Origin of the sequence: Micromonospora sp. HUAS YX12, assembly GCF_040215685.1 — a bacterium.
Taxonomy (GTDB): domain Bacteria; phylum Actinomycetota; class Actinomycetes; order Mycobacteriales; family Micromonosporaceae; genus Micromonospora; species Micromonospora tulbaghiae.
This window is the reverse complement of the sequence record NZ_CP157974.1, coordinates 5,294,551-5,319,631: the sequence shown is the minus strand read 5'-3', so window position 1 is coordinate 5,319,631 and position 25,081 is coordinate 5,294,551. Positions and strand designations below refer to the sequence as shown.

The 25,081-nt window shown below is 74.6% G+C and carries 23 protein-coding genes; 13 read left to right on the top strand and 10 right to left on the bottom strand.

The window, feature by feature from the left end; genetic code table 11:
• The first annotated feature begins 32 nt into the window (after positions 1-32).
• Positions 33-959 carry a class A beta-lactamase gene (gene bla / locus ABIH81_RS25375; RefSeq protein WP_349877382.1) on the top strand — a complete coding sequence of 309 codons (927 nt, stop codon included), beginning with the start codon at positions 33-35 and terminating at the stop codon, positions 957-959.
• A 13-nt stretch (positions 960-972) separates the two neighbouring features.
• Here the strand turns inward: bla and ABIH81_RS25370 are convergent, their stop codons facing one another.
• Positions 973-2,451 (bottom strand): glutamate--cysteine ligase, encoded by a 1,479-nt coding sequence (locus tag ABIH81_RS25370; protein ID WP_349877381.1) that lies wholly within the window; start codon positions 2,449-2,451, stop codon positions 973-975.
• 186 nt (positions 2,452-2,637) lie between these two features.
• Between ABIH81_RS25370 and ABIH81_RS25365 the strand changes: the two genes are divergently transcribed.
• Complete coding sequence (locus ABIH81_RS25365; RefSeq protein WP_349877380.1) at positions 2,638-2,979, top strand: DUF3817 domain-containing protein; 342 nt, start codon at positions 2,638-2,640, stop codon at positions 2,977-2,979.
• Positions 2,980-3,070: 91 nt separating this feature from the next.
• Here the strand turns inward: ABIH81_RS25365 and ABIH81_RS25360 are convergent, their stop codons facing one another.
• Positions 3,071-3,619, bottom strand: a complete 549-nt coding sequence (locus ABIH81_RS25360) for a hypothetical protein (protein WP_349877379.1) — start codon at positions 3,617-3,619, stop codon at positions 3,071-3,073.
• Between the two features lie 142 nt (positions 3,620-3,761).
• On the opposite strand from ABIH81_RS25360, the gene ABIH81_RS25355 reads away from it, so the two are divergent.
• The 3 genes from ABIH81_RS25355 to ABIH81_RS25345 are packed head-to-tail and all read left to right on the top strand — an operon-like array spanning position 3,762 to position 7,726.
• The gene (locus tag ABIH81_RS25355) at positions 3,762-4,886 is read left to right on the top strand and encodes a Vms1/Ankzf1 family peptidyl-tRNA hydrolase (RefSeq protein WP_349877378.1); all 1,125 of its coding nucleotides are present in this window, start codon (positions 3,762-3,764) and stop codon (positions 4,884-4,886) included.
• A complete protein-coding gene (locus ABIH81_RS25350; RefSeq protein ID WP_349877377.1) occupies positions 4,879-6,627 on the top strand; it encodes a thiamine pyrophosphate-binding protein in 1,749 nt (582 codons plus the stop codon). Before ABIH81_RS25355 ends, ABIH81_RS25350 begins: the two co-directional genes overlap by 8 nt.
• A 52-nt stretch (positions 6,628-6,679) precedes the next feature.
• Positions 6,680-7,726, top strand: coding sequence for an iron-containing redox enzyme family protein (locus ABIH81_RS25345; protein ID WP_349877376.1), 1,047 nt, complete (start codon positions 6,680-6,682; stop codon positions 7,724-7,726).
• Between the two features lie 120 nt (positions 7,727-7,846).
• Here ABIH81_RS25345 and ABIH81_RS25340 read toward each other — a convergent pair whose 3' ends face one another.
• Positions 7,847-8,071, bottom strand: coding sequence for a CDGSH iron-sulfur domain-containing protein (locus tag ABIH81_RS25340; protein ID WP_349877375.1), 225 nt, complete (start codon positions 8,069-8,071; stop codon positions 7,847-7,849).
• A 188-nt stretch (positions 8,072-8,259) separates the two neighbouring features.
• Between ABIH81_RS25340 and ABIH81_RS25335 the strand changes: the two genes are divergently transcribed.
• On the top strand, positions 8,260-9,675 hold the full coding sequence (locus ABIH81_RS25335; RefSeq protein ID WP_349877374.1) for a hypothetical protein: 1,416 nt from the start codon (positions 8,260-8,262) through the stop codon (positions 9,673-9,675).
• 241 nt (positions 9,676-9,916) lie between these two features.
• Entirely contained in the window at positions 9,917-11,050 is a 1,134-nt protein-coding gene (locus ABIH81_RS25330; protein ID WP_349877373.1) for a SigB/SigF/SigG family RNA polymerase sigma factor, read from the top strand.
• A 101-nt stretch (positions 11,051-11,151) separates the two neighbouring features.
• Here ABIH81_RS25330 and ctaD read toward each other — a convergent pair whose 3' ends face one another.
• From ctaD to ABIH81_RS25305, 5 genes are all read right to left on the bottom strand, one after another.
• A complete protein-coding gene (ctaD, locus tag ABIH81_RS25325) occupies positions 11,152-13,155 on the bottom strand; it encodes a cytochrome c oxidase subunit I (RefSeq protein ID WP_349877372.1) in 2,004 nt (667 codons plus the stop codon).
• A gap of 87 nt (positions 13,156-13,242) precedes the next feature.
• On the bottom strand, positions 13,243-13,974 hold the full coding sequence (locus ABIH81_RS25320; RefSeq protein ID WP_349877371.1) for an ATP-binding protein: 732 nt from the start codon (positions 13,972-13,974) through the stop codon (positions 13,243-13,245).
• A gap of 132 nt (positions 13,975-14,106) precedes the next feature.
• Positions 14,107-14,559 carry a DUF4383 domain-containing protein gene (locus ABIH81_RS25315; protein ID WP_349881196.1) on the bottom strand — a complete coding sequence of 151 codons (453 nt, stop codon included), beginning with the start codon at positions 14,557-14,559 and terminating at the stop codon, positions 14,107-14,109.
• A 107-nt stretch (positions 14,560-14,666) separates the two neighbouring features.
• The gene (locus tag ABIH81_RS25310) at positions 14,667-15,821 is read right to left on the bottom strand and encodes a glycosyltransferase (protein ID WP_349877370.1); all 1,155 of its coding nucleotides are present in this window, start codon (positions 15,819-15,821) and stop codon (positions 14,667-14,669) included.
• 19 nt (positions 15,822-15,840) lie between these two features.
• The gene (locus tag ABIH81_RS25305) at positions 15,841-16,821 is read right to left on the bottom strand and encodes a glucosyl-3-phosphoglycerate synthase (RefSeq protein ID WP_349881195.1); all 981 of its coding nucleotides are present in this window, start codon (positions 16,819-16,821) and stop codon (positions 15,841-15,843) included.
• Between the two features lie 246 nt (positions 16,822-17,067).
• On the opposite strand from ABIH81_RS25305, the gene ABIH81_RS25300 reads away from it, so the two are divergent.
• The 5 genes from ABIH81_RS25300 to ABIH81_RS25280 all read left to right on the top strand — a co-directional run bounded on the left by ABIH81_RS25300 (position 17,068) and on the right by ABIH81_RS25280 (position 23,133).
• On the top strand, positions 17,068-18,090 hold the full coding sequence (locus tag ABIH81_RS25300; RefSeq protein WP_349877369.1) for a Gfo/Idh/MocA family oxidoreductase: 1,023 nt from the start codon (positions 17,068-17,070) through the stop codon (positions 18,088-18,090).
• The gene (locus ABIH81_RS25295; RefSeq protein ID WP_349877368.1) at positions 18,083-19,171 is read left to right on the top strand and encodes a zinc-binding dehydrogenase; all 1,089 of its coding nucleotides are present in this window, start codon (positions 18,083-18,085) and stop codon (positions 19,169-19,171) included. The genes ABIH81_RS25300 and ABIH81_RS25295 overlap by 8 nt, the downstream gene beginning before the upstream one ends.
• A 161-nt stretch (positions 19,172-19,332) precedes the next feature.
• Positions 19,333-21,627 carry an accessory Sec system translocase SecA2 gene (secA2, locus tag ABIH81_RS25290; protein WP_349877367.1) on the top strand — a complete coding sequence of 765 codons (2,295 nt, stop codon included), beginning with the start codon at positions 19,333-19,335 and terminating at the stop codon, positions 21,625-21,627.
• Between the two features lie 203 nt (positions 21,628-21,830).
• The gene (locus tag ABIH81_RS25285; RefSeq protein ID WP_349877366.1) at positions 21,831-22,547 is read left to right on the top strand and encodes a GAF and ANTAR domain-containing protein; all 717 of its coding nucleotides are present in this window, start codon (positions 21,831-21,833) and stop codon (positions 22,545-22,547) included.
• 118 nt (positions 22,548-22,665) lie between these two features.
• Entirely contained in the window at positions 22,666-23,133 is a 468-nt protein-coding gene (locus ABIH81_RS25280) for a DUF2231 domain-containing protein (protein ID WP_349877365.1), read from the top strand.
• A gap of 25 nt (positions 23,134-23,158) precedes the next feature.
• Here ABIH81_RS25280 and ABIH81_RS25275 read toward each other — a convergent pair whose 3' ends face one another.
• Together ABIH81_RS25275 and ABIH81_RS25270 are read right to left on the bottom strand one after the other, a co-directional pair.
• Entirely contained in the window at positions 23,159-24,124 is a 966-nt protein-coding gene (locus ABIH81_RS25275) for a DUF3500 domain-containing protein (RefSeq protein WP_349877364.1), read from the bottom strand.
• Between the two features lie 23 nt (positions 24,125-24,147).
• Positions 24,148-24,540, bottom strand: a complete 393-nt coding sequence (locus ABIH81_RS25270) for an ankyrin repeat domain-containing protein (protein ID WP_013476997.1) — start codon at positions 24,538-24,540, stop codon at positions 24,148-24,150.
• Between the two features lie 70 nt (positions 24,541-24,610).
• On the opposite strand from ABIH81_RS25270, the gene ABIH81_RS25265 reads away from it, so the two are divergent.
• Positions 24,611-24,988, top strand: a complete 378-nt coding sequence (locus ABIH81_RS25265) for a signal peptidase I (protein WP_349877363.1) — start codon at positions 24,611-24,613, stop codon at positions 24,986-24,988.
• The last annotated feature ends 93 nt before the right edge of the window (positions 24,989-25,081 follow it).

The window sequence follows — 25,081 nt, the reverse complement described above, 5'->3', positions numbered from 1 at the left end:
CGGTGCGGTCCGGACGACGGGGGAGGAAACGGGTGATCCGACGGCACGTGCTCGTGGCGGCGATGCTCACGACAACGGCTCTGGTGGCCGGCTGCACCGAGGACCGGCCCGAACCGGCAGCGCCCACGAGTGCCCCGGCCCCGTCCGCCGCTGAGGCGACGCCGAGCGCATCGCCGGTGCCACCGCCCGCGGAACTGGCGGCCCTGGAGCGGCGCTTCGGCGCCCGCATCGGCGTCTACGCCGTCGACACCGGCACCGGGCGCACCCTCGCGCACCGCGCCGACGAGCGGTTCGCGTACGCCTCGACGTGCAAGGCGCTCGCGGCGGGCGCGATGCTGGCCGCCACGTCCGACGCCGAGCGGGACCGGGTGGTCCGCTACCGGCGGGCGGACCTGGTGGCGCACTCCCCGGTGACCGAACGGCACGTGGCGACCGGGATGACGCTGCGGGACGCCGCCGAGGCGGCGGTGCGGTACAGCGACAACACCGCCGGCAACCTGCTGTTCGACGCGCTCGGCGGCCCGGCCGGCTTCGCGCGGGCGCTACGGGAGGTGGGCGACCGGGTCACCAGGCCGGCCCGTAACGAACCGGAGCTCAACGCGGCCACGCCCGGCGACGAGCGCGACACCAGCACGCCCCGCGCGCTGGCCGGCTCGCTGCGGGCGTACGCGCTGGGTAAGGCCCTGCGGCCCGCGGACCGCGACCTGCTGCTCGGCTGGATGCGGGCCAGCACCACCGGGAGCGGGCTGGTCCGGGCCGGCGTGCCGGCCGGCTGGCAGGTGGCGGACAAGTCCGGCACCGGCGGGTACGGCACCCGCAACGACATCGCCGTGGTGTGGCCGCCGGACCGGGCGCCGATCGTGCTCGCGGTCATGACCAGCCGCGACAGCCGCGACGCGGAGCCCGACGGCGCGCTGGTCGCCCAGGCGGCGCGGGCGACGGTGACCGCGTTGCGCTGACGGGAGGCCCGGCTCAGGGGATCGGCCACTCGTGCACGGGCCGGTTGCTGTGCATCAGGTCGACGTAGTGTCGGACCACCTCGCGCAGCGCCGCCGGCCGGTCCATGTGGTCGGCCGACTCCAGCCGGTGCAGCGTCTCCACCTGCCAGGTCGCGCCGTTGCGGCCGGTCAGGCAGCGCTGCTCGACGATGCCGAGCAGCCGGTCCCGTTCCGCCGGGTCCAGGCCCCACCGGTCCAGCCCGTGGTGGGCCATCGGCAGCAGCCGGCGCAGCACCAGCTCGGTCACCGGCAGGTAGCCCAGCCCGGGCCAGTACACCTGGGCGTCGATGCCGTGCCGGGCGCAGGCGTTGAAGTTCTCCTCGGCCGCGCTGAACGACATCTGCGACCACAACGGACGGTCGGACTCGGCGAGCGCCCGCACCAGGCCGAAGTAGAACGCGCCGTTGGTGACCGTGTCCAGCACCGTCGGCCCGGCCGGCAGCACCCGGTTCTCCACCCGCAGGTGCGGCCGGCCCTTGAGCACGTCGTAGACCGGCCGGTTCCACCGGTAGATGGTGCCGTTGTGCAGCCGCAGCTCGGCCAGCTTCGGCACCCCGCCGCTGTGCAGCGTGGCCGCCGGATCCTCCGGGTCGCAGACCGGCAGCAGCGCCGGGAAGTAGCGCACGTTCTCCTCGAACAGGTCGAACACCGACGTGATCCAGCGCTCGCCGAACCACACCCGCGGGCGTACGCCCTGGGCCTTGATCTCCTCCGCCCGGGTGTCGGTGGCCTGCTGGAACAGCGGCACCCGGGTCTCGCGCCACAGCTCCCGGCCGAAGAACAGCGGGGAGTTCGCGCCGAGCGCCACCTGGATGCCGGCGATGGCCTGGGCCGCGTTCCAGTAGTCGGCGAACTGCGCCGGGCTGACCTGGAGGTGGAACTGGGTGCTGGTGCAGGCGGCCTCCGGCGTGATGGTGTCGGCCGTGGTGGCCAGCCGCTCCACCCCGCTGATCGCGATCGGCAGGTCCTCGCCCCGGGCGGCGAAGATCTGCTCGTTGAGCAGCGCGTACCGGGGATTCGCCGACAGCGTCTCGGCGGTCAGGTGCTCCGGGCGCAGCGTCGGCAGGATCCCGACCATCACCATGTGCGCGCCCACCGTCCGGGCCTTCTCCTCGGCGGCGTTCAGGCTGGCCCGGACGTGCTCCTCGAACGCGGCGGTGCCGGTGCCGGCGAGCCGCCGCGGCTCGACGTTGATCTCCACGTTGAACTGGCCCAGCTCGGTCTGGAACGCCGGGTCGGCGATCGCCTCCAGCACGTCGGCGTTGCGCATGGCCGGGTCGAAGCCGTCGTCGACCAGGTTCAGCTCGATCTCCAGGCCGGTCATCGGCCGCTCCACGTCGAACCGGGACTCGCGCAGCATCTCGGCGAACACGTCCAGGCACCGCCGGACCTTCTCGCGATAGCGGGCCCGGTCCTCCCGGCTGAAGGTACGCACGCCGACGTCCTCGCCCATGGTCACCACCCTGTCACCGTTGGTTCTCCCCAACCTCGCACGGAGTGGCGGGTCAGGAAAGGCCCGGAGGCCCTTTTCTGTACCCCGTGGCGGCCCCGGTGATCCCCGTCGCGGGGCGGCGGGTTCCGTCCGGGCGGCCCGGCCCGGGCGGCTAGCATGGCCGCCGACGGCGAAGGGGAGTGGCTGATGCGCGACGGGTGGATCCGGGCGTTCGTGGCGGCGGCGTTCGCCGAGGGATGCTCGTGGGCGGCGCTGCTGGCCGGCATGGCGGTCAAGTACGGCCCGCCCGGCAACGAGATCGGCGTGAAGATCTTCGGCCCGATCCACGGCGCGCTGTTCGTGGTCTACGGCGTGCTCACGCTCGTGGTGGCCGTGCGGCGCCGCTGGACGCTCGTGCAGACCGGGCTGGCCCTGGCCAGCGCGGTGCCCCCGTTCGCCACCGTGCTGTTCGAGCGCTGGGCGAACCGCCGGGGCCTGCTCGACGCGCCGGCGGAGGCGCAGCGGCCGCTCACCCCCGCGGGTCGCTGACCGCGGCGACCTCCTCCACGAGGAGGCCGGCCGGCACCTCGGGGCGGCGGACCGGGCGTCGCAGCGGTGCCCGCCGGCGGCCGGACCCGCCCTACGTCAGTGCCGAGCAGGCGGCCACGCCGAGCAGCAGCACGGCGCCGAGCATCGCCTGCAGCAGCAGCGCCGGACCCAGGTGCGACCAGAGCGTCGCAGTACGCGGCGTGAGCAACTGACCGGTGGTCAGGTTGACGATCCGCTCGATCCGCGGCGGCAGCTCCTCGTCGCGTTGCGCCCGCAGCGTGAGCTGGACGTGGTCGCCGGGGTGCAGGGCGCTCTGCGGCAGGTGGCCGTGCAGTTCGACCTCGACCAGCCGGCCGGTGGTGTCGCGTACCCGGACCGGGGTGACCAGGAACTCCGGCCCCTTCTTCAGCTCCTTGAAGCTGCGCCGGGCCCCGCCGCCGCCACTGCTGAGCAACGCGCGTACCACCTTCAGCAGCAGCCCCACCACCCCCGCGGCGGTCAGCACCGCGACCAGCGCCGGCTGCCCGACCCGGACCTCCCGGGCGTAGCCGTCCATCAACCGGGCCAGACGCCCGGTGACGACGCGTTCCGTCGGGTGGACGACGCGTCGGGTGTACAGCTCCGTGTTCATGTTCACCACCGAGAGTTCCGTTCCGTGCACAGATGGTATCGGCCCTTCGGGTTGAACGACGTGAATGAACGGTGGTCACGCCCGGGGAGCCGGCAGGTGAACTCCGCCGGGGCGCGGGTATGCGTGCGGCCGAGCCGGAAAGGGGTCGAGCATGCAGCTGTCCTTCCTGCGCCCGCTCTACGACCGTCCCGGGCCCTGGTGCTCGGTGTACATGGACGCCTCCCGCGACACCCAGGACTCGCGACCGCAGGTCGACCTGCGCTGGCGGGCCCTCAAGGGCGACCTGCTGGGGCAGGGCGCCGACCCGGTCACCGTCGAGGCGGTGGAGGAGGTCGTCCGCCGGCACCGGCCGATGCCCGGCGACTACGGCATCGCCGTGTTCGCCAGCCGGGGCCGAGTGGTGCTCACCGAGTACCTCTCCGCGCCGCCGCTGCGCGACCTGGCGAGCTGGTCGGCGCTGCCGCACACCATGCCGCTGGTGGCCCAGCGGGGCGAGCAGGTGGCCTGGGTACGGGTGCTGGCCGACCGTACCGGCGCGGACGCGATGGCGGTCAGCGCCGGCGGGGTGCCCCGGCGGGCCCAGGTGAAGGGCGGGCAGAGCCGCCAGCTGCGCCGGGTGCAGCCGGGCGGCTGGTCGCAGTCCCGCTACCAGCGCGCCGCCATGGAGGCGTGGCACCAGAACGCCGGTGACGCCGCGGCGGCCACCGCCGACCTGGCCGAACGGGTCGGCGCGGACGTGGTGGTGGTGGCCGGCGACGTCCGGGCCACCGGCATGATCGCCGCCCAGCTCCCCGCGCGCTGGCAGGACGTGCTGGTGCGCACCGACGCCGGCTCCCGTGACGTGGGTGCCGACGACACGCTGATGGACGACATCACGGTGCAGACCATCGCCGAGGTCGCCGACCGGCGGGTCGCCGCCGCGCTGGACCGTTTCGGCGTCCAGGAGGACGTCGGCGCCGGACTCGACGCCGTGGTCTCCGCGCTGCAACGCAACCAGGTCGACACCATGCTCATCGTGGACGACCCGTCGGCCGACGGCGAGCTGTGGGTGGGCCCCGAGCCGACCGAGATCGCCACCGACCCGGCGCAGCTGGCCGGCATGTCGGTGGCCGACCCCCAGCGGGTACGCGCCGACGCGGCGCTGCTGCGGGCGCTGATCGGCACCGACGCGGACCTCACGGTGCTCGCGCCGGAGGAGGCGCCGGAGCTGACCGACGGGGTCGGCGCGGTGCTGCGCTACGTCGACGCGAGCACGCCGGGGCGGGGTAATGGCTGAGCGCATCGTCGCCGACCTGGTGGTCGAACGCCTGCGGGCCTGGCGGGTGCCGCGGGTCTTCGGCTGTCCGGGCGCGGCGATCGCCCCGCTCGTGGGCGCGCTCGACGACGCGGGCGGGGATCCGGCGTTCGTCCCCGCCCGGCACGAGGAGACCGCCTCGTACATGGCCACCGGGCACGCGAAGTTCACCGGCGGCGTCGGGGTGTGCCTGGCCACCCAGGGGCCCAGCGCGGTGCACCTGCTCAACGGGCTCTACGACGCCAAGCTCGACAGCAAGCCGGTGGTCGCGATCATCGGCGAGGACGTCACCGGCCCGCTCGGCGGCGCGCACGAGGAGATCGGACTGAGCCGGCTGTTCGGCGACGTGTGCAACCAGTTCGTCCGTTACGGCCGCAGCCCGGAACAGGTGCCCGCGCTGCTGGACCAGGCGTTCCGTACCGCCGCGGCGACCCGCAGCCCGACCTGCGTGGTGCTGCCGCGCGGGTTGCAGGTCACCGCCGTACCGGACCTGCTGCCGCAGACCGCCGGGGTGCTCACCGCGACGCCCGGTGAGCCGCTGGCCCGGGTGCTGCCGCACGACGCCGACCTGGACGCCGCCGCCTCGCTGCTCGGCAACGGGCGGCGGGTGGCGGTGCTCGTCGGGCAGGGCGCGCACGGCGCGGCCGAGGAGATCGTCGCGCTGGCCGACCGGCTCGGCGCCGGCGTCGCCACGTCGCTGCTGGGCAAGCCGGTGCTCGACGAGCGGCTGCCGTTCCACACCGGCGTGCTCGGCGAGGTCGGCACCACCGCCGCCGCGCAGCTCATGGGCGGCTGCGACACGCTGCTGATGATCGGCACCAACGATCCGTGGACCGACTGGTTCCCGTTGCCCGGACAGGTACGCACCATCCAGATCGACATCGACGGCCGGCGCATCGGCACCCGCTACCCGGTGGACGTGCCGCTGGTCGGCGACGCCGCCGAGACGCTGCGGGCGCTGCTGACCCGGGTGCCGGAGAATTCCCACCGCGAGTGGCGCGGCATGGTGGAGAAGATGGTGGACCGGTGGCGCGAGGCCGCCGCCGAGCGCGCCGCCACACCCGCCGAGCCGGTCGACCCACGGCTCGTGCTCCGCGAGCTGTCGACCCGGCTGCCCCGGCACGCCTCCGTCGCCGTCGATGTCGGGTCGGTCGTCTACTGGTACGCCCGGCACCTGGAACTGCCGCCGGGGGTGCAGGCGCGGCTGTGCGGCACGCTCGGCTCGATGGGCTGCGCGCTGCCGTACGCGGTCGCGGCCAAGCTGGCCCGCCCGGACGAGCCGGTGCTGGCGCTGCTCGGCGACGGCGCGATGCAGCTCAACGGCCTGGCCGAGCTGATCACGGTGGCGCACCACTGGACGCGGTGGCGCGATCCCCGGCTGATCGTGCTGGTGCTGAACAACCGGGACCGGTCCGGCGTCGGCGGTGGCCGGACGCCCGGGGAGCGGCGGCCCGAGGTGCCGTACGCCGGGTGGGCCCGCCTGCTCGGGCTGCACGGCGTACGGGTGGACCGGCCGGACCTGGTCGGACCCGCCTGGGACGAGGTGCTGGCGGCCGACCGGCCCGCCGTCCTGGAGGCGGTGGTGGACCCGGCCGTCCCGCTGGACGCGCCCGAACCGGCGCTGGCCGACCTGCGCGGCCTGGTGGCCGACGGGGACGCCGCCCGCCGGGTGCGGGAGCGGGTGATCCAGACCGAGGCCATCGCGGCGGACGAAGTCGTTTAGCGGCATCCGGGCGGGGCACTGCGACCGGGCGCAACCCGTCCCAGGAGGTCACATGTCCGTCGCCGCCGACCGTCGTCACGGCCCCGCTCCGCTGCCCGCGGCGCGCGGGCCGGTCTCCGCCGCGCTGCTGGCCGCGCTGCGCGACGCTCCCCGCGAGCTGCCGGCCGGCCTGGGCGCCGGGTTCGACGCGGTCGCCGCGCCGCTGACCGACGAGGATCTCCAGCTCACCCTGTTCCTCTGCTACGAGCTGCACTACCGGGGCTGGTCCGGCGTCGACGAGGCGTGGGAGTGGGAGCCGTCGCTGCTGGCGCTGCGCGCCCGCGCCGAGCGGCCGTTCGAGGCGGCGCTGCGCGAGCTGACCGGCCCGCCGCCGGCGGTGCTGCCGGCCGCCGTGCCGGGCGCGCTGGCCGGCCTGGTGGCCGCCGACGACGGCCCGCCGCTCGCCGCCGCGCTGCAACGCCGCGCCGACCTCGGCCGGTTCCGCGAGTTCGTCACCCACCGCTCGATCTACCACCTGCGCGAGGCCGACCCGCACAGCTGGGCGCTGCCCCGGCTCGGCGGGCCGGCGAAGGCGGCGCTCGTGGAGATCCAGACCGACGAGTACGGCAACGGCCGGCTGGACCGGATGCACGCCGAGTTGTTCCGCACCACGATGGACCGGCTCGGCCTGGACACCGGCTACGCCGCCCACCTGGACCGGGTGCCGGCGGTGACGCTGACGACGAACAACCTGATGTCGCTGTTCGGCCTGCACCGGCGGCTGCGCGGGGCGCTGCTCGGGCACCTGGCCGCGTACGAGATGACCTCGTCGCTGCCGAACCGCCGCTACGGCAACGGACTGCGCCGGCTCGGCTTCGACGCGGTCGCCACGCGCTTCTACGACGAGCACGTCGAGGCCGATGCCGTGCACGAGCAGATCGCCGCGTACGACATGTGTGGCGGGCTGGTCCGGGCCGAGCCGGCGCTCGCGTCCGACGTGCTGTTCGGGGCCGCCGCCGCGCTGGCCGTGGACGCCCTGTTCGCCGCGCACCTGCTCGACGCCTGGTCGGCCGGGGAGCCCTCGCTGCGCCCGCCCGCCCAGGTCCTGACCGCAGCCTGACCCCGCCCCCGCCCACCCCCCTTACCCCGCGATCTTGCGGTTCCGGCCCTCAGGGTGCCCGGTTCGCGAGGTTTGCGGGGTGCCGAAGTGCAAGATCGCGGGGGAGAGGGGCGGTGGGGGTCAGCCCTCGCGGTCGCTGCCGGCGTGGAAGCCCGCCACCTTGTGCGTGCCGTCGCAGAACGGCTTGATCGCGCTCTTGCCGCACCGGCACAGCGCCACGGTGCCCCGGCGCGTCTCGATCGGTGTGCCCTCGGGCGTGACCAGCGCGAAGTCGCCGCGTACCAGCAGTGGTCCGTCCTGGTACGGGGTGATGGTCGCCGCCGGGGTGCTCTCGTCGTCGGGCATGCGCGGTGCAGTGCCCGTCCCGGTCCGGCCCAAACCCGCACCCGAGCGCCGTTGCGCCCGCGACGGCGGGCACGCGGCGCGACGGCGTACCTGGGTGTCGCGGGCGGTGCCGTTACCGGGCGGGCCTTGGTCCTCACCCGTGGGGAGATGCCCCGTTTAGACCCCAGAGGGACGGGAAGCCGGGCCGCGTGGTGAGCGAACGAGTCGAACGGACGCCGGTCAGCGGCGCGGGGCTGCCCGTGGAGCGGGTGGTGGCGGCCGGCAGCGCCGCCCGGATCCTGGTCGCCGCGACCGCCCGGGCGCTGCGCGGCGACGACTGCGGCGACCTCGGCCACCCGGGCCCGCTGTCCCGCCTCACCGGCGCGCCCGAGCCGGTACGCCGCGCCGCCGCCGTCCGGGCCGCCGGGCGGGCCGCGCTCACCGCCGGCCAGATCGCCGCCGTGGACGCCGAGCGGGTGGCCGGATGGTTCGCCGGACAGTACCCGGACCGGCGCTGGCCCGGCGTGGTGCTCGGCTCGCCGCACGGCGCCGCCGCCCACCTCGCGGTGGCGCTCGGCGTGCCGTGGCTTCCGGCCGGGTTCGAGCTGGCCGGGCAGTGGGCCCGGGGGGCGGTGGACCGTCCGGACGCCGCGTACGCGCACGGGGCCGCGCTGGCCGCCCGGCTGCTCGACGGCAACCCGCGCGTGCACGTACGCCAGGTGCACTGCCCGGCCAGCCGGGGCGCGGCGGCCGGCGCGGCGGTGACGTTCGCGGTGCGCTGGCGCACGCTGCCGGCGGCGTACGCGCGCTTCCTGGCCGACCGGCTGGAACCGGCCGCGCCGGTGCTGCTGCTGCACGACGCCCGCACCTGGCCGGTACGCGACTGCGGCGACGGGCACAGCTTCCAGGCCGGCTGCCCGGCCGGCGGACTGGACCCGGTCGACTTCCACCCGGACGCCCGCGCGCTGGGCCAGGTGCTGCGCGCGGCGGGTGGCGAGGAGACGCGCTGGCTGGCGCCGGAGGTCACGGTGGCGGGCGCGTTCGCCGAACACGGCGTGGAGTCCGGTTTCGAGCACGACGCCCGCTCCTGGGGCGACCGGCACGGGCATCCGCTGCACCGGGTGGTCGTGCCGCAGCCGGACGCGCTGAGCGCGGTGACCGCCGACCTGTACCGGGGCTGGCTGCGGCGGGCCGGCAAGACCGGGAACCGGCTGGTGGTGGAGTGCGGCCGGCTGCTCGACCCGGGGCAGGTGCTGCGGGCCGGCCTGGTGCCCTACTGGTGCGAGAACGCCACCGCGCGCCGGATCGCCGGCGTCGAGTGGTGGCTGGCCGGCAGCGAGCCGTTCAGCTCGGTGGACGTACTGCCGGAGCCGCCCGGCCTGCGCTCGCCCGCGTACGCGGGGCTGCCCCAGTGGCTGGCGGTGGCCGGCTTCGGGCGCCGCAGGCGGGCCCTGGACCGGGGCGCCGCCCGCGGCTACCCGGTCGCCTCGGTACCCACCCGACGTGCCACGGAGGTGTTGCGCAACCAGCCCTGCGACCTGCCCGCGCCGCCGCCGCTGCGGATGGCCGAGGCTCTCACCGCGCTACGTGACGCGGGCGCGCACCAGGGTCTGCTGGTCTGCTGACCGCCGCCGGGACCGGCTGCCGGCCAACCTGGCGAAACTTCCTCGCGATCCTGCGGTCCGTGATTGAGTACCTACGGAGCGGGAAGACCGCTCGCCGCGAAACGGCCCACGACGCCGTGCGGCGGCAGCCACCGCTTTCGACGTATCCGTCACGTAACCCAACTTCCTCACCCGGTGCGTGGTCCGACCACGCGCACGACCGGTTCCGACCGGGCGGGGGCTCTTCGGCGAGGGGGCGCGGATGTTCGGACAGACCACCACAGCCACACCACCGACCACCGACCGGGGTCTGGAGGACCTGGACGCGGCGGCGCTCGCGTACGCGGCCCGGATCGAGGGCCTGCCACCGGAGCGGCGGCAGGAGGCGCGGGACGACCTGGTCCGGTTCGCGCTGCCGTTCGCCGGCCGGCTCGCCCGCCGCTACCGCGGGCGCGGTGAGCCGCTGGAGGATCTGGAGCAGGTGGCCCGTCTCGGCCTGGTCAACGCCGTCGACAGGTACGACCCGGAACGCGGCTCGTTCACCGCGTACGCGGCCATCACCATCGTCGGCGAGATCAAACGGCACTTCCGCGACCGCACCTGGGGCGTGCACGTGCCCCGCCGGCTGCGGGACCTGATCCTCGAGGTGGGACAGGCGACGGCGACGCTGACCAGCGAGCTGTCCCGCGCCCCCACGGTGGCCGAGCTGTCCGCCCGGCTGGAGACGCCGGAGGAGGAGATCCTCGCCGCGCTGGAGTCGGCCGCCGGGTACAGCCCGGCCTCGCTCAACGCGCCGGTGGGCGGGGAGAGCTCGGCCGAGTTCGGCGACCTGGTCGGCGAGTCCGACCACGCGCTGGAGTCGGTGGACGACCGGGTCACGGTCAGCGGCCTGCTGCACCGGCTGCCCTGGCGGGAGCGCCGCATCCTGGCGATGCGCTTCTACGGCAACCAGACCCAGGCGGAGATCGCCGCCCGGTTCGGCATCTCGCAGATGCACGTGTCCCGGCTGCTGTCGCGGGCGCTGACCTGGCTGCGTCAGGCGATGCTCGCCGACGCGCCGCCGCCCTGGCAGAACGGCGCGGCCGAGGCGGAAACGGGCAAGGCGCGGATCTCGGTGAAGCAGAACGGCGACCGGGTGGTCGTGGAGGTCGGCGGCGAAGTGGACCGGGCCGGCGCGGACCAGTTGCGCCGGGCGGTGCTCCAGGCGGTCACCGGGCAACCCCGCGAGGTGGTGGTCGACCTCGTCGGCGCCGGTGGCTTCGACGCCGGCGGGATCGCCGCGCTGATGGCCGGCCGGGAGGCCGCCGCGCGTACCGGGGTGCCGCTGCGGCTGACCCGGGTGCAGCCGGCGGTGCGCCGCTCGCTCACCGCGGCCGGACTGCCGGCCGCCGACTGACCCACCGCACGTACCGCGCCGGCGCCCCGCAACGGGGAGCCGGCGCGCGGCGTACGACGAGAGGGCCGGCGCCCGGCGGCGCCGGCCCTCGACCCGGTGTCTCAGTTCTCCGGGGTGTCCCCGTGCCCGCGCGGGTGCCGCCACCTGTCGTTCGGCTGCTCGCCGCGCTCGGCGTTGAGCGCGCTGCCCTCCGGCTCGTCGGTCTCCTCGAAACTGGGCCGGCGTACCTCCTCCGGCTCCGGCACCTCCACCGGCCGTGCGCCGGACTGCGGCGCCGGCTGGTAGTCCACCGCCTCCGGTGCGCCGTACGCGCCACCGGCCGACGGCGACTCCGGCACGTGCCGCTCGTGGTGCAGCTCCTCGCGGAAGGTCTGCGGCGGCTTGGTGGTGCGCTGCGGCAGGTCCCGGCCCAGGTCGGAGACGAGCGGGCCGTACTTGAGGTCGAAGGCCGGCCGCTCGGAGCGGATGCGCGGCATCCGGTCGAAGTTGCGCAGCGGCGGCGGGCAGGTGGTGGCCCACTCCAGCGAGTTGCCGAAGCCCCACGGGTCGTCCACGGTGACCATCGCGCCGTACCGCCACGACTTCCAGACGTTCCAGATCACGAACAGGGTGGACGCGCCGAGCACGAACGAGCCGATGCTGGAGACGGCGTTCAGCGTGGTGAAGCCGTCGCCGGGCAGGTAGTCGGCGTACCGGCGGGGCATGCCCTCGTTGCCCAGCCAGTGCTGCACCAGGAACGTGGCGTGGAAGCCGATGAACATGGTCCAGAAGTGCATCTTGCCGAGCCGCTCGTCGAGCAGCCGTCCGGTCATCTTCGGGAACCAGAAGTAGAGGCCGCCGAACGCGGCGAACACGATGGTGCCGAAGAGCACGTAGTGGAAGTGCGCCACCACGAAGTAGGTGTCGTGCACGTGGAAGTCCACCGGCGGGCTGGCCAGCAGCACCCCGGTCAGGCCGCCGAGCAGGAACGTCACCAGGAAGCCGATGGCGAACAGCATCGGCGTCTCGAACGTGATCTGCCCCTTCCACATGGTGCCGATCCAGTTGAAGAACTTCACGCCGGTGGGCACCGCGATCAGGTAGCTCAGGATGCTGAAGAACGGCAGCAGCACCTGCCCGGTGGCGAACATGTGGTGCGCCCAGACCGTCATCGACAGCACCGTGATGGCGATGGTGGCCAGCACCAGGCCGGTGTAGCCGAAGATCGGCTTGCGGGAGAACACCGGGATGATCTCGGTGATGATGCCGAAGAACGGCAGCGCGATGATGTACACCTCGGGGTGGCCGAAGAACCAGAACAGGTGCTGCCACAGCATCGGCCCGCCGGTCGTGGAATCGTAGACGTGCGAGTGCAGGATCCGGTCCGAGGCGAGCGCCATCAGCGCGGCGGCGAGCAGCGGGAACACGAAGATCACCAGGACGCTGGTGAGCAGCGCGTTCCAGGTGAAGATCGGCATCCGGAACATCGTCATGCCGGGCGCGCGCAGCGTCACGATCGTGGTGATCAGGTTGACCGCGCCGAGGATCGTGCCCAGACCGGACACGACCAGGCCGACGACCCAGAGGTTCCCGCCGACGCCGGGGGAGTGCTGCGCGGTGCTCAGCGGCGTGTACGCGGTCCAGCCGAAGTCCGCCGCGCCGCCCGGGGTCGCGAACCCACCCATGACCATCAGCGCGCCGAGGAAGTAGAGCCAGTACGCGAACCCGTTGAGCCGGGGGAACGCCACGTCGGCGGCGCCGATCTGCAGCGGCACCAGATAGTTCGCGAACCCGAGGAACATCGGTGTGGCGAACAGCAGCAGCATGATCGTGCCGTGCATGGTGAACATCTGGTTGTACTGCTCGGGGGAGACGAGCTGCATCCCGGGCTGGGCCAGCTCCACCCGGATGACCATCGCCATGATCCCGCCGACGATGAAGTATCCGAACGACGTGATCAGATAGAGCAGGCCGATCTGCTTGGCGTCGGTGGTCCGCAGCAGCCGCCACAGCGCGTTGCCCTTCACCGCCTCCCGCACGGGCCCGGGGTAGCCCCCGAACCGGGCCGGCGCGAGGATCGCGGGCCCCCGGTCTCGTGCCGGTTCCGTGACTACCCGCTTGGGCATGGCATCTCACCCCGTGTGACGACAGACAGGACGGGCGGGCGTACCCGGCCCTCTGCCCATGTAACCAGGCGAGAGCGGAGAATTCGGTCAGTTCGCCGGGAGCATGGCCCAGACGACCTTGCCGGCGCCGACCGGAGTGCTGCCCCAGCGCTGGGTCAGCTCGCGCACCAGCATCAGCCCGCGGCCGCCTTCGGCACGCGGATCGCGGCTGCTCGTGGCGCGGGCGTCGGCCGGGTTGCCGTCCATCACCGCGACCCGCAGGTACGGCCGGCGCAGCGTCAGCGTCACGTGCATCGGGGTGCCGGCATGCCGCACCACGTTGCCGACCAGCTCGGTGAGCACCAGCGAGGCCGGACCGGCCAGCTCCGGCACGTTCCACCTGCCGCACGCCTCGGTGACCAGCTCCCGGGCCCGCCGGCAGGCGCCGGCGACCGGCTCCAGCCGGACCCGCAGCCGGGGCGCGGCCGACGCGCCGGCGAGCGCCGTCGCCTCGGCGCAGTCCCGGCGCACCGGCACCACCCGGCAGGCGGTGGTCTCGTTCAGCCAGGCCGCCGTCTCGGCGCAGGGAGCGGCCAGCACCATCGGCACCGCCGGCCAGTCGGCGGCGCGCCGCGCGGCAGCGGCGAAGACGGACAGCGCCAGCGGCTCGCCGACCTCGATCTCCTCCAGGTCGACCACCAGTGCGTCCGGCTGCGCGGCGAGGCAGCGGTCGAGCACCTCGTGCACCGCGCGCATCGTGCCCAGGTCGAGCGCTCCGGCCAGCCGTACGACAGTGACCGGCGACTCGTCGCGGACCTCGCACCTGATCCGGGTCACCATCGCCGCCTCGTTTCCATCTCGTCGGGGAGGGTCGCCCGGCCGGAGCGCTCACCGCCTCCGCAGCCGGAGGACTACGGAGGTACCCGCCCTCCGGACCGGCGAAACCGGGCATCCGGGCCGCCGGGGCGCAGGTCAGCGGCGGTCCCCGCGCCGCGCCGCGGCCAGCCCCAGCGCCAGCATCGCGGCGCCCAGCAGCAGGTGCAGCCACGAGTCCGCGCGGTTGACCGCGAGCACGTTCGCCGCGTCGCGCCTGTCGACCGCCAGGCCGGCGAGCCACAGCGCCAGATAGACCGCGCCGGCGCCGACCAGGAACGCGCGGGCGCCGGCGACGGTGCGGGCCAGCACCAGTCCGGCCAGGCCGAGCACGAGGTGCACCAGGTTGTGCACCGCCGAGACCTGGAACACACCGAACAGCCGGGCGCCGGAGCCCGGCCCGGCGAAGCGCAGATCCGCGTAGTCGCTGGTGACGCCCGGCACGAAGCCCAGCGCGCCGAGCAGCAGCAGGAGGACGGCGAACCCGGAGGCGATCCGGCGTACCGGCGCCCGCCCGTCGGCCGGGTTGCGCCGCGCCCGGGAGTGCGCCATCGAGTTCGTCACGCCGGCCTCCTCGCCACCGCGGGAAGCGCCGGTTTCCCGCACCCGGCGGGGGCAAACGCCGGTCCGGCCGCGCGGGGCGGCCGGACCGGCGACGCTCAGGCGGGCTGCAACGGCTTCGCCACGCCCGCCCGGACCCGGTCGTACAGCTCCACGTACCGCTGCGCCATCCGGGCCGGGGTGAACCGCCCGGCCGCCTCCCGCCGGCACTCGGCCGGCTCCAGCCCGCCGGCGGCGTGCACCAGGTCACCCAGTTCCTGCTCGTCGCCGGTGAGCAGGCCGGTGCGCCCGTGCTCGATCAGCTCCGGCAGGCAGCCGCGGGCCGTGGCCACCACCGGCGTGCCGAGCGACAGCGACTCGACCACGGCCGTGCCGCCCGGTTCCTCCCAGCGCAGCGGGAACAGCGACGCCCGCGCCGAGGCGACCAGGTCGTCGCGCTCCCGCCCGGCCACCGTGCCGACCCAGCGCACCCGGTCGCCGTCGACGTACGGCGCCACCTGGTCGTAGAAGAAACGCACGTCCGGGTTCTGCCGGGCCTCGTCGCCGGCCGCGGCCAGATCCTCCGGCCGGTGGTACGGGCCGACCGGCCCGGCCAGCACCAGCCGGAACCCGGTCTCCTGCGCCAGCCGGGCACCCAGGTCCTGCCCCTTGCCCGGGTTGATCCGGCCGAGGATCACCACGTGGTCGCCCTTCGCCACCGGCGCGTGCCGGTCCGCGTCGACCGCGAGCGGGGTGGACAGGTGCACGTGCCCCACCGAGTGCGCGCGCAGCGCCTCCGGCGCGCGTGCCAGCTGCGACGCGGACACCCCGTTGACCCGTACCCGGTCGCCGCCGTCGAGGTTGCCGTACAGCTCCGGGTGCTTGGCCAGGTCCCAGTGCAGCGTGTGCAGCACCGGCGGGCCGTCCGGGCCCATCGCGGCGAGGGTGGCCAGCCCGACCGCCTCCACGTGGTCGTGCACCAGGTCGATGTCGTCGCGGGCGTGCAGCGCCCGCACCACCCCGGACAGGTGTGCCTGGGAGACGCCGCAGACCTGGTTGTACGGCCGCTGCAACGCGTGGAACTGGCCGTCGGGGAAGACCGCGATCCGCTCGTCGACCGGCAGCGTGCTGCTCTCCACCGAGGCGAGCACCACCCGTACGCCCAGCCGGCGCAGCTCCGGCACCAGCGTGGCGATCACGTTCTCGATCCCGCCGTAGCCCGGCGGCGGCACGGACAGCCACGGCCCGGCGTTCATCAGCACGGTGAGCGTCATGCGCTGTCCTCTCCGGTGGTCACGCCGCCACCCGCCGGCGCGGGAGGCGGTGCCGCATCTGCGCCAGCGGCGGGCGTTCCTGCACCGACACGTCGTTGACCACGATCTCGCGGTCCAGGTTGGGCAGCGTCTCCGAGCCGCCCCGGCGGAACTGGGTCAGCAGCGCGGTCGGCGCCACCCCCGGCGCCGCCCACCCGCGGCGTTGCAGCCGCGACCAGGCGGTCAGCATGATCTGCGCGGACATCCGGCCCAGCGCGGCGGTGTCCTGGTGCCGGTGCTTGCGCTCACCCAGGTCGACCTGGGCCAGCGCGTCCAGCCCGACCAGCTCCAGCAGGTCGATCAGCATGGCCGTCTCGACGCCGTACCCGGTGACGAACGGCACCCGTTCCAGCACCTCACGGCGGCCGGCGTACTCGCCCGCGAGCGGTTGCACGAAACCGGCCAGCTCCGGCCAGAACAGATTCAGCAGCGGCCGGGCCATCAGCTCCGTCACCCGCCCCCCGCCGTCGGGCTCCACACTCGTCGCACCGACCAGCGGCCGGTGGTAGAAGCCCTTCACGAACTCCACGCTGGGATCCGTCAGCAACGGCCCGAGCAGCCCGGTCACGAAGTGCGGCCGGAACTCGCGCAGGTCGGCGTCGACGAACGCGACGATGTCCCCCTCGGCCGCGGCCAGCCCGGCCCAGAGCGCGTCGCCCTTGCCGGTCAGCCGGGGCAGCCCGCGCGTCATCGCGTCCTGGCCGACCACCTCGGCGCCGGCCGCACGCGCCACCTGCGCGGTCCGGTCGGTGGACCGGGAGTCCACCACGATCAGCTCGTCGACGAGCGGTACGCGGTCCATCAGGTGTTCCCGGACGGTCGACACGATCGCGCCGACCGTGGCCTCCTCGTTGCGGGCCGGCAGCACCACGCTGACCCGGCTCGCGCCCTTGGCCCGTACCAGCCGTCGCGCCGGCCAGTCGGCGGCGGTGCTGGTGCGGTACGTGGCCCACGCCTCCACCACAGGTGAGACGGTCGAATCTGATTCCCGCACGGGCACCCCCCATTAGTGGTGGAATCGCGAACGATGGCTTTCCCAATTCCGCATCCGCGCTAACCGGATCTTGTCCAACAACCTGATCACCAGGTGCGTACCGGGCGGTTCCGGGCGGATGAACGTTGCGTTGCGCCCCCGGTGGCGTTTCGCGTGCGGCCGCACGGGGGAGTGGTGACCGCAGTCTTCCAGTCGTGGCGAGAGGGATGTCGGATGCGTACCTGCCGGGTGGGACTTGTCGGAGCCGGTGGGGTGGCGCAACGCCACGCCCGGGTGCTCACGGGCTTCGAGGACGTCGAGCTGCTCGGCGTGACCGACGTCGCGCCGGACGCGGCGGGGACGCTCGCCGGCACGTACGGCGGCCGGGTGTTCCGCGACGTGGACGAGCTGCTCGCGGCCGGCCCGGACGCCGTGTACGTCTGCGTGCCGCCGTTCGCGCACGGCCCGGTCGAGGAGGCGGTGGTCGCCGCCGGGGTGCCGATGTTCGTGGAGAAGCCGGTGGCGCTGGACCTGGAGACCGCCGAGCGGGTCGCGGCGCTGGTGCAGCAGCGAGGGCTGCTCACCGGCGTCGGGCACCACTGGCGCTACCTGCACGTGGTGGAGGAGGCCCGGCAGCTGCTCGCCGGCCGTCCGGTGCGGATGGTCAACGGCGCCTGGCTGGACAAGGTGCCGCCGGTGGCCTGGTGGGCGCGGCGGGACCGCTCCGGCGGCCCGGTGGTCGAGCAGGCCGCGCACGTGCTGGACCTGGTCCGGCTGCTGGCCGGCGAGGCGGTCGAGGTGACCGCGTACGGCGACGGCAACCCGCCGCTGGTCGACGGCGCGGACATCGACTCGGTGACCGCCGCCACGCTGCGCTTCGGCTCCGGCGCGGTCGGCACGCTCGCCGCGTCCTGCGTGCTCGGCTGGAAGCACCGGGCCGGCCTGGAGATCCTCGCCGACGGGCTGGCGCTGTGGCTGGCCGAGGACGGACTGACCGTCCGCGACGGCGACGGCGAGCGGCACCTGCCCGCCGACCCGGACGGCGCGCGGGTGGCCGTCGACCGGGCGTTCGTCGACGCGGTGTGCGGCCTCGGCGACGACGTCCGGGTACCGTACGCCGAGGCGCTGCGCACCCACCGGCTCGCGCTCGCGGTGGCCGAGTCGGCGCGTACCGGGCGGCCGGTGGCGCTGCCGACCGGGCCGGCGTCCCGGCTCACCGCGCCGGTCGCGGACGCGGCGGTGAGCGTCGATGCGTGACCGGGTGCTGGTGGTCGGCGGTCCCGGCCGGGTCGAGCTGGCCGAGATGGACGCGCCGGAGCTGCGTGAGGGCACGTTCCGGGTGGAGACGCTCTACAGCGGCGTGTCGGCCGGCACCGAACTGAGCTTCGTGAAGGGCACCAACCCCTACCTGCACGTCACCTGGGACGCCGCGCTCGGGCTGTTCCGGCCCGGGGAGGCGAGCACGCCGTACCCGGTGACCCGGCTCGGCTACATGCAGGTCGGGCGCGTGGTGGAGAGCCGCACCCCGGCCGTCGCGGTGGGCGAGGTCGGGGCCATGACGTACGGCCACCGCAGCGGCTGGGTCGCCGACCCGCTCACCGAGCGGTTCGTGCCGCTGCCCGACGACCTGGACCCGCTGCTCGGCGTGTACGTCGCGCACATGGGCCCGATCTGCGCCAACGGGCTGCTGCACGCCGCCGCCGACCTGTGCGGCGCCGACGTGCGCACGCTCGGCGACGGCGTACGCGGGCGCCGGGTGGCGGTGGTGGGCGGCGGCGTGGTGGCGCTGCTGACCGCCCTGTTCGCCCGCCGTCACGGCGCCGCCTCGGTGGTCGTGGTCGACCCGACGCCGGCCCGGCGGCAGGTCGCCGAGGCGCTCGGCCTGGACACGCTCGACCCGGACGCGGACGACCCGGCCGTGGTGCTCAAGACGCGGTGGAACCACGCCGCCGGGGACCGGGGCGCCGACGTGGTCTTCCAGTGCCGCGGGCAGGACTGGGCGCTGCAGCTCGCGCTGCGCCTGCTGCGCCCCCAGGGCACGGTGATCGACCTGGCGTTCTATCAGGGGGGCGCGGACGCGGTCCGGCTCGGTGAGGAGTTCCACCACAACGGGCTGTCGCTGCGCTGCGCGCAGATCGGCCGGGTGCCGCGCGGCCTGGCCCCCACCTGGGACCGGGAGCGGCTGTCCGCGGAGACGGTGGAGCTGCTGCGCCAGTACGGGGACGTGATCCGCAAGCACCTGGTCTCGGCGGTGGTCCCCCTGGACGAGGCCCCGGCCCTGCTGACCGACCTGGCCGAGCGCCGCCGCACAGAGCTCCAGGTGGTCCTGACCCCCTGACCCGCCTCCGCCCCCACCCCGTCGATCATGAAGTTGGCGGCGACAAAACGGACACGAAGTGCCGTCAACCTCATGATCGGCGGAAGCGGGCGGGAGGCGTGCGGGAGGCGCGCGGCGGGCGGGGGCCACAATCGGCTCCGGTTCGCGTACCGTTGCCGCTCATGGGTGTGTCGCAACGGTTGAAGACCAGGTTCCGCCGGTTCCTCCAGCGCCCGGGGACGACAGTCGACCTGGCGCCGCTGGAGAAGCTGCTGCCGGCGATCGAGGCGCGCGAGGCGGACCTGGAACAGCTCTCCGACGCCGAGCTGACCGAGGCCGCCGGCCGGGCCACGGGGTACGAGGAGATCTGCGCGATCGGCCGCGAGGCGGCCCGGCGCGGGCTCGACCAGCGCCCCTACGACGTGCAGCTGCTCGGCGCGATGGCGCTGCTGTCCGGCAAGGTCGCCGAGATGGCCACCGGTGAGGGCAAGACCCTCACCGCGACGGTCGCCGCGTACGGGCACGTGCGGCTGGGCAACGGCCCGGTGCACGTGCTCACCGTCAACGACTACCTGGCCCGCCGCGACGCCGAGTGGATGACGCCCGTCTACGACCTGCTCGGGCTGACCGTCGGCTGGGTCAACGAGGCGTCCACGCCCGAGGAGCGGCGCGCCGCGTACGCCTGCGACGTCACCTACGTCTCGGTCAGCGAGGCCGGCTTCGACTTCCTGCGCGACCAGCTCGTCACCGACCTGGCCGACCGGGTGCAGCCGCCGCTGAAGACCGCGATCGTGGACGAGGCCGACTCGATCCTGATCGACGAGGCCCGGGTGCCGATGGTGCTGGCCGGCGCGGTCGGCGGCGAGCAGGACCCGGTGCACGCGGCCGCCGCGCTGGTACGCGGGCTGCGCAAGGGCAAGCACTACACCGTCGCCGAGGACGGCCGCAGCGTCGCCTTCACCTCGGTCGGCCTGGCCACCGTCGAGGCGAAGCTCGGCGGCATCGACCTGTACGACGAGGAGCACGTCGGGCAGCTCTCCGCGGTGAACGTGGCGCTGCACGCGCACGCCCTGCTGCACCGCGACGTGGACTACATCGTCCGGGACGACTCGGTCGAGCTGATCGACGAGATGCGCGGCCGGGTCGCCCAGCGCCGCCGCTGGCCGGACGGGCTCCAGGCCGCGGTCGAGGCGAAGGAGGGCCTGGACGCCACCGCCGAGGGCGAGGTGCTGGGCACGATCACCGTGCAGGCGTACATCGCGCTCTACCCGACGGTCTGCGGCATGACCGCGACCGCGGTGCTCGTGGGCGACCAGCTCCGCGAGTTCTTCGGCCTCGAGGTCGCGGTGATCCCGCCGAACACCCCCTGCGTACGCGAGGACGAGCCGGACCGGATCTACGCCACCCGCGCCGAGAAGGAGGAGGCGCTGGTCGACGAGATCACGCGCTGCCACCAGGCGGGGCGGCCGGTGCTGGTCGGCACGCTCGACGTCAAGGAGTCCGAGGGGCTGGCCGCCGCGCTCAACGCCGCCGGCGTCTCCTGCGTGGTGCTCAACGCCAAGAACGACGACGAGGAGGCCGGCATCATCGCGGAGGCCGGCGCGTACGGCGCGGTGACGGTCTCCACCCAGATGGCCGGCCGGGGGGTGGACATCCGGCTGGGCGGCAGCGACCAGTCCGACCGGGACCGGGTGGCGGAGCTGGGCGGCCTGTACGTGATCGGCAGCGGCCGGCACGACAGCCGCCGGGTCGACGACCAGCTCCGCGGCCGGGCCGGCCGGCAGGGCGACCCGGGCGGGTCGGTGTTCTTCGTCAGCCTGGAGGACGACCTGGTGGTCCGGCACGCCGGCGACACCGTGCCGGCCTCGCCCCGGATGAACGCCGACGGCCTGGTCACCGACCCGCAGGTCGACTACGCGGTGGAGCACGCCCAGCGCGTCGCCGAGGGCGTCAACCACGAGATCCACCGCAACACGTGGCGCTACAGCCAGGTGATCGAGCAGCAGCGCAAGGCGCTCGCCGAGCGCCGGGAGCGGCTGCTGAACAGCGACATCGCGGCGCTGATGCTGCTGGAGCGGGTGCCGGAGAAGGCCGGCGAGATGGACGAGGACCTGCTCGCCGACGTGGCCCGCAAGATCGCCCTCTACCACCTGGACCGGCTCTGGGCCGACCACCTGGCCGAGCTGTCCGAGGTACGCGAGGGCGTGCACCTGCGGGCGCTGGGCCGGCTCGACCCGCTCGACGAGTTCCACCGCAGCGCGGTGCCGGCGTTCAACGCGCTGGTGCCCGAGATCGAGACGCGGACCGTGGCCACGTTCGAGGAGACCGAGTTCGACGAGGGCTGGGAGCCGGACTCGTCGAAGCTGGTGCGGCCGAGCGCCACCTGGACGTACCTGGTGCACGACAACCCGTTCGGCTCGGAGCTGGACCGGCTGATCGCCTCGGTGGGCCGGCGGCTCATCTCCGGGTCGCGCTGACCCGCGCCGAAGGCCCCTTCCGGTGCGACCGGGAGGGGCCTTTTTGCGCGGTTTCGCCCGCGGTCTGCGAGGGTAGTAGGCCGGGGCCCGGCCACAGGAGGGACGGACATGGGACAGGCAACGGTGCCGGACGGGGAGACCGCGTGGACGTACGCGGGGATGGTGGAGGCCCCGGCCCGGTGAACCTCGACACGCGCCAACCCATGATCGACAACCTCGGTGTGCTGGAGACGGCGGCGCTGCTGCGCGAGCTGACCGCCGGCCTGATCGGCGTGGCCGGGTTCGACGAGGCGCTCGACCGCCTCGTCCGGATCGCCCGCGACGCCGTGCCGGGCGTGGACTGCTGCGGCTTCACCGCGCTGCGCGCCGGTGAGCCCGCCGGGGTGGCCGCCTCCGACCCGGACCGGGCCGAGCTGGACGACCTGCGGCACGGCCCGGACACTCCGGCGTTGACAGCGATCCGCCGCCGGGAAATGGTCATCGCGGGCGGGCTCTCCGACGAGACGCGCTGGCCGGCCTGGAGCGGACGGGCCCGCATGCTCGGCGTGCACGGGGTGATCTCCGCGCCGGTCGACGTGGACGAGCAGGTCATCGGCGCGATCAACCTGTACGCCGAGTCGCCCGACGCGCTCACCCCCCGGCACCAGCTCACCGCGATGCTGCTCGCCGAGCACGCCGGGCTCCTGCTGGCCGCCGCGCGCGACCGCGAGCGGGCCGCCAGCCGGGCCGGTGAGATCGACGACTCGCTGCTGGCCGAGGGGGTGGTCGGGCAGGCCGTCGGCGTGATCATGACGCAGCGCGGCTGTCCCGCCCCGGAGGCGCTTCGGGTGCTGCGCAGCGCCGCCTCCTCGCTGGACATCCCGCTGCGCGAGGTGGCCGAGCGGCTCGTGCTGACCGTCTCCCGGCCCCGGGACAACTGAGCGACAGTCGTTTCGCCTCGCGGCGCCTCGGGTAGCACTCTGGACTGGTGAGCTGCGCCGACCTGGGGAGGAAGCGATGCAGAGCCGGCTGCGGGTGCAGGGGCATCCCATCCAACCGATGCTTGTCACGTTCCCGTTCGGCCTGTTCGTCTGCGCCGCGGTCTTCGACCTGGCCGACGTGGCGGGCGGCCCGGCGTTCCTCGGTGAGGTGGGCTACTGGACCGCAGTGGCCGCGCTCGTCGCCGCCGGGCTCACCACCGTCGCCGGTCTGGTCGACCTGTGGGACGTCCGTGCCGGGCGCACCAGCCGGACCGTCCTGACGTTCAACCTCGTCAACGCCGTGATGGCGGCGCTGTTCCTGCTGTCCTGCCTGATCCGGGCCAGCGCGCCGCAGCGGGGCGCGACGGGTGTCCTGCTCGCCGCCGAACTCGTCGCGCTCGCGGTCGGCGCGGTCGGCGTGGCGCTGGGCGCGCGGCTGATGCAGCAGTTCGACCGGGTCCGGGCCACCGAGCCGACCGCCTTCGAGACGTTCGGTGACGTGCCCGCCGGGTCCACCGTCGAGATCGCCAGCCCGCGCCCGTTCTGACCCCGGCCGACACCCGTTCGTCTCCTCATCGAGGCGCGCCGGGCGGGTGCGCCGCGGCGTGGTGCGCGGCCAGCACGTCGGCGCCGAAGTCACCGGCGGGGCGGCGCAGCACCGTGTGCGCGTGGTTGCCGTCCTCGGTGGTGTTGTCGTACTCGATCAGCAGATCCTCGCCCTGCACCCGGTAGTAGTGCCGCCGGCCCGGCTCGACCGGGCCGGCCCAGGCGAAGTGCAGCTCGCCGCCGTCGAGCCGGTCGGCCTCGCGGGCCGCCAGCTCCGGCGGCAGCCGGTCCAGGTAGAGCGCGACCAGCCGGTCGAGAAGCGCCCGGCCGGTCGGTCGCAGCCGCCCCCGGGGTACGCCGAGCGGGTCGAGCCGGTCCGGGGCGGCGGCCCGGGTGGCGCTGATGATGTCGGCGGGCGCCTCGTCGGCGATGATCGCGGCGGACCGGCCGCCCGGTCCGAGCGCGTCGAGCAGTTCGCGGGCCAGGTCCTCCTCCGGGCCCAGGGGCCGGGAGACCGGGCGCCCGGCGTGCCGGACGGTGGCCGGGTTGGCGCCGAGGAAGACCGGCGCGGGGGAGACCCGGTCGTCGGCGACGGTCATGCTCACCGACAGGTGGTGTCCCTCGAACCGCCAGGCCCAGTCGTCGTCGCGGGCCGGGTCGCCGAAGACGGCCACCCAGTAGTCGCCGCTGTGCCGGCCGCGCCGCCAGTCCTCGGCCCGGTCCAGCACCTCTTCGAGAGCCATCACGGCCATGGCCTGCGCGTACGCGGCCGGGCTGAGCGCGGTGGCGAGCAGCCGGTGCGCGGCCTTGCGGGCGGTGACGTCCAGGCCGGCGAGCGTGACGCCGGGCCGGGGCCGGGGCCGGTACTCCAGCCACCGCCGGGCCGGCTCGTCGTCGAAGGCGTGCCGGGCGGCGTCGCGGGCCGGCTCGTCCAGCGCCGCCAGGAACGCCTCGGCCGCCGCGCGCATCTGCTCGGGTACGGGATCCTCCACCGTCCCTGTATACCGCCCGCCGCTCATGCGCGGCCGAGCAGCGCCAGCATGTCGGGCAGCTCGAAGAACCGCGCGGTCTCGACCGCGGACGGGCCGCCGTGGTCCGGGTCGGCACCGGCGTCGAGCAACGCGCGGACCGCTGCCTCCTGGCGCCGGAACACCGCCGCGGCGAGCGCGGTCTGTCCCCGGTCGTTCACCCGGGCCGGGTCGGCGCCCCGGGCCAGCAGCGCGGCCACCGTGTCCGGGTGGGCGTGGTACGCGGCGAGGATCAGCAGCGTGTCGCCCTTGGCGTTGGTGAGGTTGACCGGCAGCCCGGCGTCCACGTTGGCCGCCAGCTCCTCGGTGGCGCCGGCCCGGGCCAGATCGAACATCCGGTGGGCGAAGGCGATGGTCTCGTCGTCGAGTTCGTCGGGCATCCGCCCAGGCTATGGCGTCGCGGCCGGACGCGCCTGGTAGCTTGCGCAGCCGGGCACGGGAGGCGCACGCATGGACGATCGGGTGTACGTGGGCAACGCGGCGGTGGACGGCGCGGCCGACGCGGGCTGGCTGCTGGGCCACTTCAAGCCGGCCGGGGACGTGCGGCACAGCACCGACGTGGAGGTGAAGTGGGGCGTGCACCCGGCGGGGGAGACCCGGTCCCGGTGGGCCACCGGCGAGCGGCGTACCGCCCTGCTGGTGCTGATCAGCGGCGCGTTCCGGATCGAGTTGCCGGACCGGACGGTGGTGCTGCGCGCGCCCGGTGACTACGTGGTGTGGGGCCGGGGCGTCGACCACTCCTGGTACGCCGAGCGGGAGTCCACGGTGCTCACCGTCCGCTGGCCGTCGGTGCCGGGTTACCGGGTGGATCCGCCGGTCCGCCGCTGAGCCGCGCCTGCTGGGCCCGCCGTCCCAGCATCCGGTATTACCTACCAAACCGATAGGCTTTACCGTCTAAGCTGTGCCGGTACATCCGCTCCG

Excerpts from the sequence above, each read along its gene's own strand:
- ABIH81_RS25310 (WP_349877370.1), bottom strand. The coding sequence starts at position 15,821 with ATGACGCTCACCGTGCTGATGAACGCCGGGCCGTGGCTGTCCGTGCCG.
- ABIH81_RS25365 (WP_349877380.1), top strand. The coding sequence starts at position 2,638 with ATGCGCGACGGGTGGATCCGGGCGTTCGTGGCGGCGGCGTTCGCCGAG.
- ABIH81_RS25285 (WP_349877366.1), top strand. The coding sequence starts at position 21,831 with ATGATCGACAACCTCGGTGTGCTGGAGACGGCGGCGCTGCTGCGCGAG.
- secA2 (WP_349877367.1), top strand. The coding sequence starts at position 19,333 with ATGGGTGTGTCGCAACGGTTGAAGACCAGGTTCCGCCGGTTCCTCCAG.
- ABIH81_RS25280 (WP_349877365.1), top strand. The coding sequence starts at position 22,666 with ATGCTTGTCACGTTCCCGTTCGGCCTGTTCGTCTGCGCCGCGGTCTTC.
- ABIH81_RS25270 (WP_013476997.1), bottom strand. The coding sequence starts at position 24,540 with ATGCCCGACGAACTCGACGACGAGACCATCGCCTTCGCCCACCGGATG.
- ABIH81_RS25355 (WP_349877378.1), top strand. The coding sequence starts at position 3,762 with ATGCAGCTGTCCTTCCTGCGCCCGCTCTACGACCGTCCCGGGCCCTGG.
- ctaD (WP_349877372.1), bottom strand. The coding sequence starts at position 13,155 with ATGCCCAAGCGGGTAGTCACGGAACCGGCACGAGACCGGGGGCCCGCG.
- ABIH81_RS25330 (WP_349877373.1), top strand. The coding sequence starts at position 9,917 with ATGTTCGGACAGACCACCACAGCCACACCACCGACCACCGACCGGGGT.
- ABIH81_RS25340 (WP_349877375.1), bottom strand. The coding sequence starts at position 8,071 with ATGCCCGACGACGAGAGCACCCCGGCGGCGACCATCACCCCGTACCAG.
- ABIH81_RS25315 (WP_349881196.1), bottom strand. The coding sequence starts at position 14,559 with ATGGCGCACTCCCGGGCGCGGCGCAACCCGGCCGACGGGCGGGCGCCG.
- ABIH81_RS25320 (WP_349877371.1), bottom strand. The coding sequence starts at position 13,974 with ATGGTGACCCGGATCAGGTGCGAGGTCCGCGACGAGTCGCCGGTCACT.
- ABIH81_RS25295 (WP_349877368.1), top strand. The coding sequence starts at position 18,083 with ATGCGTGACCGGGTGCTGGTGGTCGGCGGTCCCGGCCGGGTCGAGCTG.
- ABIH81_RS25265 (WP_349877363.1), top strand. The coding sequence starts at position 24,611 with ATGGACGATCGGGTGTACGTGGGCAACGCGGCGGTGGACGGCGCGGCC.
- ABIH81_RS25350 (WP_349877377.1), top strand. The coding sequence starts at position 4,879 with ATGGCTGAGCGCATCGTCGCCGACCTGGTGGTCGAACGCCTGCGGGCC.
- ABIH81_RS25345 (WP_349877376.1), top strand. The coding sequence starts at position 6,680 with ATGTCCGTCGCCGCCGACCGTCGTCACGGCCCCGCTCCGCTGCCCGCG.
- ABIH81_RS25370 (WP_349877381.1), bottom strand. The coding sequence starts at position 2,451 with ATGGGCGAGGACGTCGGCGTGCGTACCTTCAGCCGGGAGGACCGGGCC.
- ABIH81_RS25300 (WP_349877369.1), top strand. The coding sequence starts at position 17,068 with ATGCGTACCTGCCGGGTGGGACTTGTCGGAGCCGGTGGGGTGGCGCAA.